The following is a 14,800-nucleotide window of genomic DNA, read 5'->3' as shown; positions in this document are numbered from 1 at the left end:
GGGGTTTGACTGATATGTTTTATCAGATAAATCAAATGAAAGTTTTTTGGGCAGCTGGATTGCCTAGGCAGTGGTGCTTATTTGCTGCACCTCACACGGCAGCGGACGATCTGGGCGAGACTTGCCAAGGCGTGCAAGGCAGCGGAAATAAGGGTTTAGGGAGCAGGACATGAACGACAGGGTTCGGCAGATAGTGATCGTCGGCGGAGGCTCGGCCGGCTGGATTGCCGCAGCCCGCATTGCTGCAGCACACCGCCCGGATGGTGACAACGGGGTCTCGGTCACGCTCATCGAATCAGAGACCATCGGCACGATCGGCGTTGGCGAAGGAACCTGGCCGACGATGCGCAACACACTGCGCAAGATCGGTATTTCGGAAACCGAATTCTTCCGTTCGTGCGATGCCGCCTTCAAGCAGGGCGCACGCTTCACCGGCTGGGTCACGGGCAAACCGGGCGATAGCTACTACCACCCGCTCAATCCGCCGCAGGCCGCCACCCAGATCAATCTTTCGGCGCATTGGCTGCGGCGGCAGGATGGTGCCGGCACTGATTTCGCACATGCCGTCGATTTCCAGTCCGCGCTCTGCGATGCGGGCCTCGCGCCAAAATCGATCAGCACGGCGGAGTACGTTGGCCTAGCAAATTATGCCTATCACCTCGATGCGGTGAAGTTTGCTGCACTGCTCAAGAAGCACTGCATCGAGAAACTGGGCGTGCGCCATGTGATCGACGACGTGACCGGCGTGAAACTCGACGATGCGGGCTTTGTAACCGGCGTCGAAGCGCGCGAAACGGGGCTGCTCTCCGGCGATTTCTTTATTGATTGCACCGGCTTTGCCGCACTGCTGATCGGCCAGACTTACGGGGTGCCCTTTGTCGATTGCGGCGACGTGCTGCTCGCCGACAATGCGGTCGCGCTGCAGGTGCCCTACGAGCACGAGGATGATCCCGTCGCCAGCCAGACCAATTCAACCGCACAGGACGCCGGCTGGATCTGGGATATCGGCCTGCCTACCCGGCGCGGCACCGGCTATGTCTACTCGAGCCGCCACACCAGCCACGACGAGGCCGAAGCCACCTTGCGCGCCTATCTCGGCCCCGTAGCCGAAGGACTCAATACGCGCCGCATCCCCATCCGCTCGGGCCACCGTCAGCGCTTCTGGGAGAAGAACTGCGTTGCGGTCGGCCTCGCCAACGGCTTCCTTGAGCCGCTTGAAGCGTCCGCGCTGATGCTGATCGAGACCGCGGTCGATTTCATCGTCGATCGCCTGCCGCAGAGCCGCGCGGTCATGGCCCCGCTCGCCCGCCAGTTCAACGCCGCGTTCGAGCATCACTGGGCGCGCATCATCGATTTCCTCAAGCTCCACTATGTCCTGACCAAGCGCGAGGACACCGCCTTCTGGCGCGACAACCGTGATCCCGCGACGGTGCCCGACCGCCTCCTCGAGCAACTGGAACTGTGGCGCCACCTCCCGCCCGGGCCGCAGGATTTCCCGCATCAGCCCGAAGTGTTCTCGTGGCCGAGCTACCAGTACGTACTCCACGGCATGGGCTTTGAATGCAATCTTGCGGCAGGCAGCCAGGTCACCGCCGAAGCCGCGCTCGCGCAGCGCTGCTTCATGGCGACGCAGCGGCAGCAGGAGCAGGCTCTGGCCGCGCTGCCGTCGCACCGCGCGCTGCTTGATGCCGTGCGCGTCCATGGGTTTCAGGCGGTATGAGCGGCGCAGAAACCCTCGCCGCCGTCCGCCGCGAGCGCCATGGCAGCGTGACAATCGGCCACGGCACCGATCTTGCCGCAGCCGCCATGCTTGGCCATGTGCCGCTTGGCTTCAGCGAAATCCCGCTCGCGGTTTGCGACTATCCGATCGTATTCATCAAGGACGGCGCAACCGGAGCCTTCCGGCTCGTCGCGCTGCTGGGCTTTGCCGCAAATCGCAACCTCTTCGTGATCGGCGGCAGCTGGGCGGCGACCTACCTGCCCCTCAACGTGCTGCGCCTGCCCTTCTATCTCGGTGCGCCAGACGGCGGTGAGCTGGAACTATGCATCGATGAAGGCAGCAGTCTGATCGGCGGCACCCCCGGCAACGCGCTGTTCGAGGCAAGCGGCTCTGAAACCGCCTTCCTCGCTGGCCGCCGCACGCTCCTCAACACCATGCTCGCAGATGCCGAAAAGACCGCACGGTTCGTGAGCACTGTCACCGCCGCGCGCCTCGTCACCCCGATGACGATCACGCTGCACCATGCGGACCAGCGCCAGCAGGATATCGCCGGCGCCTACACCATCGATCCGCTCGCGCTGGAATCGCTGGACGGCGAAACGTTGCAAAAGCTCCACCGCGATGGCCATCTCGGCGCGATCTACGCGGTGATGCACAGCCTTGGCCAACTCACCCGGCTAGAACAACTCCACAATGCCCACGGCGAGCACCCGATTGCGCGCAGCGCGGTGCAGCTTCATTTGTAATCCGGTCCATGTCGCACATAAGGTTGCTCTTGCAGCTTGCTCTTGCCGCGCCGTAGGCGTAGCAGCTCGTGATATTATAAATGCGACAATTTACCGCATAACGAGGATGCCATGGCAGGACGATCCACCGTAACGAGCTTCACCGCGTCCGCACCGGCAATCTGCGTCGCCCGACGGATGGCTGCAGCGTGAGCGCCGCCGCCACTCCGGTCGTGCCGGTTTCCATCGGCAGCAGCGCACAGCTCCTCGCTTTCGCGCTCGTCATCCTGCTCGTCGGCAGCCTCACGTGGTGGCGCACCCGCGCCAGCCACGCGCACAGCGCCAATGAAGATCGCGAGTTCTTCCTCGCCGGCGGCAGTCTCACCTGGGTCTACGTTGCCGGCTCGATCACCATCACCAATCTCGGCACCGAGCAGCTTGTCGGCGCCAACGGCAACCAGATGCTGCTCCTCGCGTGGTGGGAACTCGCCGCCGTGTTCGGCCTGCTCATCCTCGCCTTCGTGTTCGTGCCGATTTATTACCGCTACCAGTGCGTCACGACGACAGAACTGCTCGAACGGCGTTACAACGACGATCGCATCCGTACGATGATCTCGACGCTGTTCCTCTTCGGCAACCTGTTCATCTCGATGCCCAGCGCACTCTATACCGGCGCGCTGTTCCTGCGCAGCGTGTTCGGAATCGATCTGCCGCTGGTTATGGTCGGATTCTGCATCGCCGCCTTGGGCGCGGGTTATGGCGTACTCGGCGGCCTTCGCGCCGTCGCGATTTCCGAGACGTTCAGCGGCGCGAGCCTGCTGTTCATCTGCCTCGTGCTCGTGTTCCTTTCCCTGCAGGCGATTGGTTTCGATTTCTCAGGTATCCCGGCCGAACGGCTGACCCTGATTGGCGGCAATGATTCGCCGATCCCCTGGCACACGCTGCTGACGGGCATGCTGTTCATCCAGATCTTCTATTGGTCGACCAATCAGGCGATCACCCAGCGCGCGATGGCTTCGCCTTCGGTGCGTGAGGCGCAGAAGGGCGTGCTCGCCGCCGCCGCCATCCGGCTGATGATCGTTCCGGCGATTGTCGTCCTTCCCGGCATCGTCGCCTACAAGCTCTATGGCAATGTCCACGATGCGGCGTTCGGCAAGCTCGTCGGCAATATCCTGCCCGGCTGGCTCGCGGGCACGTTTGCCGCGATCCTCGTCACCAGCGTCGCCACGCACTTCGTCGCGATCCTCAATTCCTCGGCGGCGCTCTACATCTGCGACATCCACCAGAAGTACGTGAACCCGAAGGCAAGCGTGCGCACGCTCAACATCGTCACCTCAGGCGTGATGATCGTGATCGCCGTGGCGCTGATCCCGATTTACGCCAACGCCGTCAGCATCATCAATCTGCTCCAGCAATTGAACGGCTTGTTCTCGATGCCGATCCTCTCGGCCTTCATCGTCGGCCTGCTGTTCCGCGATGTTGACGCCCGCGCGGCGATCGGTGCGGTGCTGTTCGGTATCTCGCTCTACGCGTATTTCACCTTCGTCCAGGCGCCGTTCGGCCTGCACTACATCCATCTGATGTTCGTGACGCTGTGGTCCTCGATCGGCTTCTCGCTGGCAGTGAACCGGCTGGTCTTCGGCAAGCGCGCGTCGCTCATCCGCTTTTGGCAGCGCGAGGAACCCAAGGCGCCCGACGTCACCTACATCTGAGGTCAGGTGGTCACGGTCGCCTCGGCCTCGCCGATCAGTTCCAGCACATCACCGATCAGGCGGCGCATCGCGCAGCGCGCGCCCTCGCAGTCGCGCCGCAGGATGGCGTCGTAGACCGCGCGGTGATCCTCGATGCTGGCCGAGCGGCCCTTGATGCGGTTGGTGAAGTGGATCGACGTAGCCAACGCGCTCGCGACCATTTCGCGGAACTGCTTGTAGAACGGATTGCGAGAACCTTCGAGCACGGCCACATGAAACGCGATGTCCGCCGCCAGCGTGTTGTCCGCGCCTGCTTCAGCCGCCACCATCCGGGCGAGGCCCGCACCGATGGCCGCGCGTTCCTGATCGGTCGCCTGCACCGCAGCCAGCGCTGCCGCTTCGGGTTCGATCGCCACGCGAAGCTGGTTGAAATGACGCAGCAGTTCGATCGAGAACTTCCGCTCCAGCAACCAGTGCAGCACATCGCTGTCAAACAGGTTCCACGAAGACTGCGGCTGGACGATCGTCCCTTGTCGCGGCCGCGCGCTGAGCAGGCCCTTTGCCGTCAACATCTTGACCGCTTCGCGGGTTACAGCGCGGCTAACGCCATGCTTGCGGGCAAGCTCTGCCTCTGTGGGAAACGCGACATTGTCATACTCGCCGATGACGATGGCCCGCCCGATTACATCGAGCATGCCATAGGTCAGATTGCGGCCAAGGCTGGTGCGCATTTCAGAGGGGAAGATGTCGGTCGAGATGATGCTGACTTTCCTGTTCACCAAGCGGGGTAAGGATTACGCATTTAGAGCGCATAATTCAATTCCTCCTGATATCAAAGTCAGATAGATATGATAATTGAGTAAACATGGAAGCGGAATCGACTTTGGAAGCCACTACTCTCGCCGTTGATTGGGGTTCGACCAATCGCCGCGTTTTCGTGCTCGCGGCTGATGGAACCGTGCTGGAAACGGCGCAGGACGACCGCGGGATCCTCGCGATGGATGGCAGCGGTTTCGCTGCCGAAGCGGCTTCCATGCGCGGGCGCTGGGGTGATCTGCCGATGCTGTGTGCCGGCATGGTCGGCTCGAATCGAGGCTGGGTCGATGCGGGGTATGTTTCAGCGCCCGCCAGCCTTGCTGCCATTGCAGCGGCGGTTCACTGGGTGGAACCGGGCCACACCGCCATCGTGCCCGGCGTCTCGCGCGACGGAAACGGCCGCGCCGATATCATGCGCGGTGAGGAAGTGCAGCTGCTCGGTGCCGCTGCTGCCGGTCTTGTCGCCGCCGATTCCTGGCTCTGCCAACCGGGCACCCATGCCAAGTGGGCGCGGCTCAAGGGCGGCGATCTTGTCGATTTCACCACGGCGATGACGGGCGAGATCTTCGCACAGCTCGGCCGCAGCGGCCTTCTGGCGGACGGACTCGATGGCACCGTGCAGGATGGCGCGGACTTTCGCGCCGGCGTGCAGGCCGCGCGTGGCGGTGATCTGCTCGCCCGCCTGTTCGGTGCCCGCGCCTCGCTTGTCCTCGGCAAGCGCGACCGCACCGATCAGGCCTCCTACGTCAGCGGTCTGCTGATCGGCAGCGATTGCGCCGCGCGGCTGGACAGCGATTTCGCCGATGCCCGCGCCGATGGCGTGGACGTGCTCGCCTCCCCCGCGCTGGGGAACCTCTATCTCGCCGCACTCGATGAACTCGGTTGCGCGGCCCGGTTGGTCGATAGCCATGCGGCTTTCCTCGCCGGAATCACCCAGATCTGGAGTCTGCTCAAATGACCACTGCCGATGCCTTCAACGCCGCTTTCGCGGCCATGCCACTCGTCGCCATCCTGCGCGGCCTGACACCCGAAACGGCAGACGATATCGGCGATGTGCTGGTCGAGGCCGGCTTCACCCTGATCGAAGTCCCGCTCAATTCCCCCCGCCCGCTCGAAAGCATCGCCCGCCTCGCCAAGCGGCTCGAAGGGCGCGCCCTTGTCGGCGCCGGCACCGTGCTTGATGTGGCCTCGGTCACGGCGGTGGCCGAAGCAGGCGGCACGCTGATCGTCTCGCCAAACACCAACCCCGCCGTGATTTCCGCCGCCGCAGCGCGTGGTTTGATCGCTGTCCCCGGCTTCCAGACGCCCAGCGAAGCCTTCGCCGCGCTCGAAGCCGGTGCCCGCGCGCTCAAGCTCTTCCCTGCCGAAGCCGCCAGCCCGGCCGTGCTCAAGGCCATCCGTACGGTCTTGCCTGCAGGCACTGCAGTGCTCCCCGTCGGCGGCATATCGCCCACGACGATGGCGTCCTGGCACGCGGTCGGCGCGGGCGGGTTCGGCATCGGCTCGGCGCTCTACAGCCCCGGTGTGACGCCTGAGGTTCTGGCCGAGCGCGCCGCGGCGTTCATCGCGGCATACCGGGCACTCTAACGCTTGAGGTGCAGGATCACCGCCGTGCCCGGATGGAGGCGCGGCGGCTGGAACCCCGCCTGCATCAGCGCAGCCCCACGGAACCGGCCGCCATCCTTCAGCGGCCATTGCGCCTTGAGACGCGGCGGCCACACTACGCCAAGCTCGTAGTCCGCCGCCAGATCGAGCCCCGTCAGCCGCAGCGGCTCGGCGAAATACCCGCGCTGCTCGGTCAGCATCGTGTAGGAAACCAGCGCCTCGCTGCCATCCTCGGCAACAAGGGCAAAGGCGTTCACGCCCTCTGCGGCATCGATCCGGTGCAGCGCGCCGGTGTGGATCAGCGCCCGGTGGGCCTTGTGCAGCGCGACCCCGGCAGCGAGATCGGCGGTCTCCTGCGCATCAAGCTCGCGAAGATCCGTCTCGATCCCCATATGCCCGAACAGCGCCGTCGCCACCCGCAGCGGCATTGAAAGCGTCCGCCCGGTGATGTGGCAATGCGTCGGCCCGACATGCGCGCCCATGAGTTCCGCAGGGAAGAAGTGCGAAAAGCCGCGCTGGATCGAAAGCCGGTCGAGAGCATCGTTGCTGTCGCTGGTCCAGACCCGGTCGGTCCGCGCAAGCACGCCGAAGTCCGCACGTCCGCCGCCCGAGGCGCAGCTTTCGATCTCAACTGCCGGGAACGCCACCCGCAGCCGATCGAGCACTTCGTACAAGCCCAGCACATGCGCGGTCGCCCCCGCGCGGCCATCGGCACCGCCGGGTTGGCTGAGATCGCGGTTCATGTCCCACTTGAGGTAGGCGATCGGATATTCTTCAAGCAGCGCAGCCACATCACGGTACATCCGTTCGCGCACTTCCGGCCGCCCGAAGTCGAGCACGAGTTGGTGGCGGAACGGGATCTGCGGCGCGGGCGGCGTAGCCAGCACCCATTCGGGATGCGCGCGAAACAGGTCGCTGTCCGGATTGACCATTTCGGGCTCGACCCAGAGCCCGAATTCCATGCCGAGCCCACGGACCTTGTCGATCAGCGGCCCGAGCCCATCGGGATAGACCGCCGGGCTAACCTGCCAATCACCCAGCCCGGCGCGGTCATGCCGGCGGCTGCCGAACCAGCCATCATCGAGCACGAAGCGTTCCACGCCGACCGCTGCCGCGCGTTCGGCAAGCGCCATCAGGGTTGCCGGATCGTGGTTGAAATAGACCGCCTCCCAGCTGTTGTAGTGCACCGGGCGCGGCTTTACGCGCAGGCGCTGATGTTCTGGCCGCGCGCGCAGGAAGGCATGGAACTGGCGCGAAACCGCCCCCAGCCCCGCATCCGAAACTGTGGCATAAACCGCCGGCGTGGTCACGCTTTCCCCCGGCGCGAGCGTGATCTCACCCGGCAGGTAGAGCGCTTCCATCGCCACAGACCGCCGCCCGTCCGCCAGCGTCTCCACCGCAAGCCGGTGATTGCCGCTCCAGCCCAGATGAAAGCCATAGGCCAAGCCGCGAGTCTCGTTGGCATCCCGCTCGGTCGCCAGCAGCCCCGGAAAGGCATCGTGACTGGTGCGTCCGCGCCGGTTCTCGCGCAGCCATGTGCCCATCGACAGCGCATGTCGCTGCAACTGGAATTCGCCCGACCAGCGCCCTTCGAACCCGATGACATCGCCGACAAACCCCGGCAAGGGCATGACCGGCGCGGCCAGATGATCTACCTGCAGCCCCTGCGCGCCCGCATTCGTCAGCCGCGACGACGCCACCAGCACATCGCCGGAAAGCTGCAATGCGTGCACGAGTTCAAGGCCATGCGCATCATCGCGGCTGGTAAAGGTGAGGCGGTCCGAGGCCTGCTCCACATCCACCAGCAGCGCAAAGCTCGCCCAGTCCTGCCCGCCGCGATGGGCGGCAAGCCCCGGTCGGCCCGGAAAGCCCTGCCCCGCCTGCGGCGTCAGTGCCAGCGGCGCTTCATAGGCTGGCGAAGCATTCGCCTCCGCCCGTGCCGCCAGCGCGGAAAGCTCTTCCAACGCCAGATCGTCCGGCAGCCGCGGCCCCCAGTAGCGCATGGCTGGAACCTCCGCGCAGACCTCCACCACCAGCGTGACGTTTGCGCCATCAAGGCGATAAGCGGCGGAAAAGGGTGCGGTCATGGCGAGCTTTCGATGGCAAAAGTATATTTATATGATAATTGAACGGTGCCGGGTTACCGCTGACCAGCGCTGACCTGCAACCCATTTCTGAAGCCCTCAAAACTTCGAAGGATCGTCCCTCCATGCTTGGCGTCTGCTATTATCCCGAACACTGGCCTGAAGCGTGGTGGGAGGAGGACGCCCGCCGCATGGCCGCGCTTGGCCTTACCTACGTGCGCATCGCCGAGTTCGCGTGGAGCAGGATCGAGCCCGATCCCGGCCGCTTCGAATGGGATTGGCTGGACCGCGCGATCGAGACGCTGGGCAAGGCGGGGCTCAAGGTCGTCATGTGCACGCCCACGGCAACTCCGCCGAAGTGGCTGATCGATCTCTATCCGGAGATCCTCCCCGTCGATCCCGAAACCGGCCGCACGCGCGGCTTCGGCTCGCGCCGCCACACCGATTTCTCCAGCCCCGTCTGGCACCGCGAGGCGATGCGCATCAGCACCGCCGTTGCAGAGCGCTACGGCGAGAACCCCTATGTCGCCGGCTGGCAGACCGACAACGAACTGTGCTGCCACGATACCGCAATCAGCGCTTCTCCTGCCGCACACGCCGGCTTCCGCACCTGGTGCCGCGAGCAGTACGGCGACATCGCCGCGCTGAATGCGGCGTGGGGCAACGTATTCTGGTCGATGGAATACCGCAGCTTCGACGAGATCGAGATGCCGGTCGGCGCGGTCACCGAAACCAGCCCTGCCCACCGCATGGCGTGGCGCCGCTATTCGTCGGACATGGTGGTGCGCTTCCATGCCGACATGATCGCGATCATCCGCGCCCATGCGCCGGGCCGCTGGGTGACGCACAACTTCATCCCGATGCCCGAAACCGGCGTCGACAACCACGCCCTCGCCGCCGATCTCGATTTCGCGGCCTATGACAACTACCCGCTCGGCCGCGCCGATCTGGCGCTCGCCAAATCCACGGCTGATGAATTCGCGCCGCTGATGCGCACAGGCCACCCGGATTTTCAAGGCATCCTGTTCGATCAGACGCGCGGCCTTACGGGTCGTCCGTTCTGGGTGATGGAACAGCAGCCCGGCCCGGTGAATTGGGCCAACCACAACCCCCGCCCCGCCCCCGGCATGGTGCGGCTGTGGTCGTGGGAAGCCTTTGCCCATGGCGCGGCGGTGGTCAGCTTCTTCCGCTGGCGGCAGGCGCCCTATGCGCAGGAACAGATGCACGCCGGATTGCTTCGTCCCGATTGCACCCACGCCGAAGCATGGCCCGAGGTCGAGCAGCTGCACGCCGAACTCAGCGCGATCGATCTCCCCGCCCCCACCAAGGCACCGGTCGCCATTATCGTCGATCACGAATCCGATTGGCTCGGCCAGATCGAGCAGCAGGGCCGCGGCTACAACTACCAGAAGATCCTCACGGCGTGGTACGGCACCACCCGCCGCCTCGGCCTCGATGTCGATTTCGTCGCGCCGGGCGCGGATCTTGCCGGTTATGCGATGGTGCTCGTGCCTGCGCTTGCCCTGCCCACGGTGGAAGCGGCTGCGCGGCTGCAGGCGGCGGACGGTCTTGTGCTCATCGGCCCGCGATCGGGCGCCAAGACCCACGACGTAACCATCCCCGAAGGCCTCGCGCCCGGCCGCCTGCGTCCGCTCATGCCGATCCGGGTGCTTGCGGTCGAGACGCTGCGGCCCGATTGCCCGGGCTCAATCGCCATCGGCAACGCATCCTACGCCAGCGGTCTCTGGCGCGAGACGATTGAGCCGGGCGAATGCACCGTGCTCGGCCGCTACGAGGATGGCGCCCCCGCCGTGGTCCGCCATGGCAAGGTCCACTACCTCGCCACGCTGGTCGAAGATGCCGCGCTTGATGCCATCGTTGCGGCGATGGCCACCGAAGCCGGTGTGGAAACCACGCCGCTCAATGGCATGCTGCGCATCCGGCGGCGGGGCAACCTGACGTTTGCGATCAACTATGGCGCGGAGCCTGCCGAAGCACCCGCCCCCGAAGGCGCGGAGTTCCTGCTCGGCACCCGCACCGTGGCCCCGCGCGATCTCTCGATCTGGCGCGCGGCCTGATCCTGTTCAAAAGGCGAACGGATCGGTCTCGGTCCGTTCGCCGAGCAGGAACGCATCGGCCACCAGCGCCATCGGACGCAGGTCGCAATCGCTTCTCCCGGCGGCAACCAGTTCGGCGAACCTGCGATAAAGTGCCGGATATTCACCGATTCCATCCGTGCGCTGCTCCTCGCCATCGATCCACAGCCGCGCCCCACCTTCCGTCAGCATGAGCGTGCCCCGGTCGGTTTCGACCGTGATGTCCCAGCTCTGCGGCCAGGTCGGGCGGAAATCGAAATCGGCCGAGACGGGCGCAGCCTCACCAAGCACCATCGCCAGCCCCGCCGCGATCGGTGCACCGCGACCCGCCGGAAACACCAGCTTCGCGCTTTCGAGCCGCAGCGCTCCGGGCAAGATCGAGGTCACAATCGAAAGCGCATTGATGCCCGGATCAAACACGCCCAGCCCGCCGGCCTCCAGAATCCACTCCTGTCCGGGATGCCAGACGCGAATATCCTCGCGCCACACGATGGCCGCTTGCTTGATCTGCTTGTCTGCCAGCCATGCCCGCGCCGCATCAACCCCCGCCGCGTGGCGCGAATGCCATGTCGCAAACAGGCTGCGCCCTGAGCCCGCCGCCGCCTGCGCCTGAAGCTGATGCACTTCCGCCAGAGTCGCCCCCGGCGGCTTTTCCAGCATGACATGCAGTCCGGCAGCCAGCGCCTGCGCGGCGATCCGGTGCCGGCCGACCGGCGGCGTGCACAGCGAGACCGCATCAACAGGCAATCCGCTTTCGATCAGCGCAGCGATATCGTTGAAGTTCGGCACGCCTTCGACGCGTCCGCTGCGGCTCACGGCCGCCACCAGTTCGAAGGCATTGTCGGCGGCAATGGCCGGCAAATGCTGATCGCGCGCGATCTTGCCGATGCCGACCAGCGCCAGCTTGATGCGTTCAGCCATGGGAATCTCCGGTTGGGAATATTTTATCTGATATATATGCTATAATCGAGAAATTGGCTATCGCACAGCAGATGATGTTGCTTCATCATTGCTGGTGCGGACGGAGCACGATCCTGGCGGATAGCGGCACGAGACCGCTTCTCGCCGGGCCGTGGGGTGGCCGTATGGTGTGGGATAGCAGGAATGATCGCCGTTTACCGGCATTCCTGGCGCAAGTCCGGGTGAGGCCGATGAGCGGCCTTTCCCTGGCCATGCGCAGTGAGCAGAACCGAGTTGGGGTAGAATTGGCATGACAGAACAGAACACTGAAATCGGCGCCACCCGTCTGCGGTCGCGCTCCTGGTTCGATAATCCAGGCAACCCCGATATGACCGCACTCTATCTCGAGCGTTACCTCAGCTTCGGCCTTTCCGTGGCGGAACTGCAATCCGATCGGCCGATTATCGGCATCGCCCAGACCGGCAGCGATCTCGCACCCTGCAACCGCCACCATCTCGTGCTGGCAGACCGCGTACGGGACGGTATCCGCGACGCGGGCGGCATCCCCATCGAGTTTCCGATCCACCCCATCCAGGAAACCGGCAAGCGCCCGACGGCTGCGCTTGATCGCAACCTCTCCTATCTCTCGCTGGTCGAAGTGCTCTATGGCTACCCCCTCGACGGGACTGTCCTCACCGTCGGCTGCGACAAGACGACACCGGCCTGCCTGATGGCCGCGGCCACCGTCAACATTCCCGCCATCGCGCTGTCGGTAGGCCCGATGCTGAACGGCTGGTTCAAGGGCGAACGTACTGGCTCGGGCACGATCATCTGGAAGGCGCGCGAATTGCTCGCAGCGGGTGAGATCGACTACCGCGGCTTTATCGAGCTGATCGCGTCCTCCGCCCCCTCGACCGGCTATTGCAACACGATGGGCACGGCGACGACGATGAACTCGCTCACCGAAGCCCTCGGCATGGCGCTGCCCGGTTCGGCAGCGATCCCCGCGCCCTATCGCGATCGCCAGCAAGCCGCCTACGAGAGCGGCCTCGCCATTGTCGAAATGGTCAAGGCCGACCGCAAACCGTCAGACATAATGACGCGCGCCGCATTCCTCAACGCAATCCGCGTCAACAGCGCCATCGGCGGATCGACCAATGCTCCGATCCACCTCAACGCCATTGCGCGCCACATGGGCGTCGAACTCACGCTCGATGATTGGCAGGACCATGGCGCGGGCGTGCCGCTGCTGGTCAACCTGCAGCCGGCCGGTGAATACCTCGGCGAGGACTATTACCGCGCCGGCGGCGTGCCGGCCGTTGTCGGTGAACTGCTACGCGCCGGATTGCTGGATGGCGACGCCCTGTTCTGCAACGGCAAGACCCTCGCCGAAAACTACGCCCATGCGACCATCGAGGACACCCGGGTCATCAAGCCCTTGACCGAGCCCTTGCTCGACAATGCTGGGCTGACCGTCCTGAGCGGCAATCTGTTCGAATCTGCGGTGATGAAGTCGAGCGTCATTTCCGACTCGTTCCGCGCCCGCTATCTCTCGAACCCTGACGACCCGGAAGCGTTCGAAGGCCGCGCGATCGTGTTCGATGGTCCGGAAGAGTACCACGCGCGCATCGACGATCCCACGCTGGAGATCGATGAGAACTGCCTGCTCGTGATCCGCGGCGTTGGCCCGATCGGCTATCCGGGCGGCGCTGAAGTCGTCAACATGCGCGCCCCGGCAGCGCTGATCCGCGCGGGCGTCGATGCGCTCCCCTGCATCGGCGATGGCCGCCAGTCCGGCACATCCGGCAGCCCCTCGATCCTCAACGCAGCGCCCGAAGCCGCGGTTGGCGGCGGGCTTGCCCTGCTCCAGACCGGTGACCGGATCCGCATCGATCTCAAGCGCCGAACCGCAAACATGCTGGTTCCCGAGGAAGAACTGCAGCGCCGCCGCGAAGCGCTCGGCGTGGGCGTGGACGTGCCTGCCCCGCAAACGCCGTGGCAAGAGCTTCATCGCAAGATCACCGGCCAGTATCCGGGCGGTGCGGTGATCGAATCCGCCGTGCAGTATCAGCGCATCGCGCAGGAACGCGGCCTCCCCCGCGACAGCCACTAAGCCATGACGCCAGAATTGCCCGCCGTCCGTGCGATCCCACGCGACACGCGCGATATCCTGGGCGAAGGCCTGCTGTGGAGTGCGCGGGAGAACGCGCTGTTCTGGACGGATATCCTCGGCCGCAAATTGTGGCGGATGAGCCTGGCTGATGAAAGCATCCGCCACTTGGATATGCCGGAAGCCATCGGCTGGATCATCGAGCGGGCAGTCGGCGGCTTCGTCGTCGGCCTGACATCGGGCTTCTACCGCCTCGATCTTGACCCGTTCAGACTGGAATTCATCGCCAACCCGCAGCCCGAGCGCCCCGGCAACCGTCTCAATGATGCGAAGGCCGACGCGCGAGGGCGCATCTGGGCCGGCTCAATGCCCTTTGCCGATCAACCAGCAACGAACTGGCCAGCCAGCGGCGCACTCTATTGCCTCGACGCCTCGGGCGGGATCACCCGGCATGACGATGGCATCACGATCGCCAATGGCCCGGCTTTCAGCCCTGACGGCGCGGTGCTCTATCACACGGACAGCCGCCTCGGTCAGGTCTCGAAGTTTGCCCTCCATGCCGACGGCACACTCGGCCCACGCGAACCGCACCTGCAGTTCGATACCGCGCAAGGGTCGCCGGACGGCATGACCTGCGACCGCGAAGGCGGCCTGTGGATTGCCTTCTACGCCGGCGCAAAGGTGGCCCGCTTCAATCCTGATGGCAGCCTCGACCGCGAGATCGTGCTGCCGACACCGCAGATCACCAACGTGTGCTTCGCAGGGGAGGATCTGTCGCGCATGTTCGTCACGTCCGCTGGCGATGGCCTTCCTGACGATCCCCTTGCCGGAGCCCTGTTCGAGATCGATGCAGGGGCCACTGGGGTGATGGCACACCAGTACCTGGGGTAATCGCGGCATTTGTTGTGCTACCGGCTGGCCCGGTGATCAGCGTCTGATCGACGTCAGTGCACCGCTGTGGCCCGCTTGAACAGATCTCGGCCCGCCGGCTCGACTGGCGGTTTAAGCAGAAGCTCTACCGCAGGCATATGCAGCGAACGCCCAAACCCTAAG

General features: G+C 64.9%; 11 protein-coding genes. 8 read left to right on the top strand and 3 right to left on the bottom strand.

Going from position 1 to position 14,800, the window contains the following annotated elements:
* Positions 1-169: 169 nt before the first annotated feature.
* The 3 genes from NSE01_RS17355 to NSE01_RS17345 all read left to right on the top strand — a co-directional run bounded on the left by NSE01_RS17355 (position 170) and on the right by NSE01_RS17345 (position 4,157).
* Positions 170-1,720: a tryptophan halogenase family protein gene (locus NSE01_RS17355; RefSeq protein ID WP_147160914.1), complete on the top strand. Its 1,551-nt coding sequence runs from the start codon at positions 170-172 to the stop codon at positions 1,718-1,720.
* Complete coding sequence (locus tag NSE01_RS17350; protein ID WP_147160913.1) at positions 1,717-2,466, top strand: SapC family protein; 750 nt, start codon at positions 1,717-1,719, stop codon at positions 2,464-2,466. The genes NSE01_RS17355 and NSE01_RS17350 overlap by 4 nt, the downstream gene beginning before the upstream one ends.
* Before the next feature lie 188 nt (positions 2,467-2,654).
* On the top strand, positions 2,655-4,157 hold the full coding sequence (locus NSE01_RS17345; protein WP_246135270.1) for an SLC5 family protein: 1,503 nt from the start codon (positions 2,655-2,657) through the stop codon (positions 4,155-4,157).
* 2 nt (positions 4,158-4,159) lie between these two features.
* On the opposite strand, the gene NSE01_RS17340 is transcribed toward NSE01_RS17345, so the two are convergent.
* Positions 4,160-4,867: a FadR/GntR family transcriptional regulator gene (locus NSE01_RS17340; protein WP_174812063.1), complete on the bottom strand. Its 708-nt coding sequence runs from the start codon at positions 4,865-4,867 to the stop codon at positions 4,160-4,162.
* Between the two features lie 152 nt (positions 4,868-5,019).
* Between NSE01_RS17340 and NSE01_RS17335 the strand changes: the two genes are divergently transcribed.
* Both NSE01_RS17335 and NSE01_RS17330 read left to right on the top strand, forming a co-directional pair.
* Positions 5,020-5,910: a 2-dehydro-3-deoxygalactonokinase gene (locus tag NSE01_RS17335; RefSeq protein ID WP_246135269.1), complete on the top strand. Its 891-nt coding sequence runs from the start codon at positions 5,020-5,022 to the stop codon at positions 5,908-5,910.
* Complete coding sequence (locus NSE01_RS17330) at positions 5,907-6,539, top strand: 2-dehydro-3-deoxy-6-phosphogalactonate aldolase (RefSeq protein ID WP_147160911.1); 633 nt, start codon at positions 5,907-5,909, stop codon at positions 6,537-6,539. Before NSE01_RS17335 ends, NSE01_RS17330 begins: the two co-directional genes overlap by 4 nt.
* Here the strand turns inward: NSE01_RS17330 and NSE01_RS17325 are convergent.
* The gene (locus NSE01_RS17325) at positions 6,536-8,644 is read right to left on the bottom strand and encodes an alpha-galactosidase (protein ID WP_147160910.1); all 2,109 of its coding nucleotides are present in this window, start codon (positions 8,642-8,644) and stop codon (positions 6,536-6,538) included. The genes NSE01_RS17330 and NSE01_RS17325 overlap by 4 nt on opposite strands.
* A 122-nt stretch (positions 8,645-8,766) precedes the next feature.
* Between NSE01_RS17325 and NSE01_RS17320 the strand changes: the two genes are divergently transcribed.
* A complete protein-coding gene (locus tag NSE01_RS17320) occupies positions 8,767-10,719 on the top strand; it encodes a beta-galactosidase (protein ID WP_147160909.1) in 1,953 nt (650 codons plus the stop codon).
* 6 nt (positions 10,720-10,725) lie between these two features.
* Here the strand turns inward: NSE01_RS17320 and NSE01_RS17315 are convergent, their stop codons facing one another.
* Positions 10,726-11,658 (bottom strand): Gfo/Idh/MocA family protein, encoded by a 933-nt coding sequence (locus NSE01_RS17315; protein ID WP_147160908.1) that lies wholly within the window; start codon positions 11,656-11,658, stop codon positions 10,726-10,728.
* 289 nt (positions 11,659-11,947) lie between these two features.
* Here NSE01_RS17315 and NSE01_RS17310 point away from each other — a divergent pair, with 289 nt between their 5' ends.
* Complete coding sequence (locus tag NSE01_RS17310; protein WP_147160907.1) at positions 11,948-13,750, top strand: IlvD/Edd family dehydratase; 1,803 nt, start codon at positions 11,948-11,950, stop codon at positions 13,748-13,750.
* 3 nt (positions 13,751-13,753) lie between these two features.
* Positions 13,754-14,638 (top strand): SMP-30/gluconolactonase/LRE family protein, encoded by an 885-nt coding sequence (locus NSE01_RS17305; protein WP_246135268.1) that lies wholly within the window; start codon positions 13,754-13,756, stop codon positions 14,636-14,638.
* Positions 14,639-14,800 lie beyond the last annotated feature (162 nt).

Source organism: Novosphingobium sediminis (genome assembly GCF_007991615.1).
GTDB lineage: Bacteria > Pseudomonadota > Alphaproteobacteria > Sphingomonadales > Sphingomonadaceae > Novosphingobium > Novosphingobium sediminis.
The sequence above is the reverse complement of the archived record's forward strand: the minus strand, read 5'-3'. Positions and strand labels throughout refer to the sequence as shown.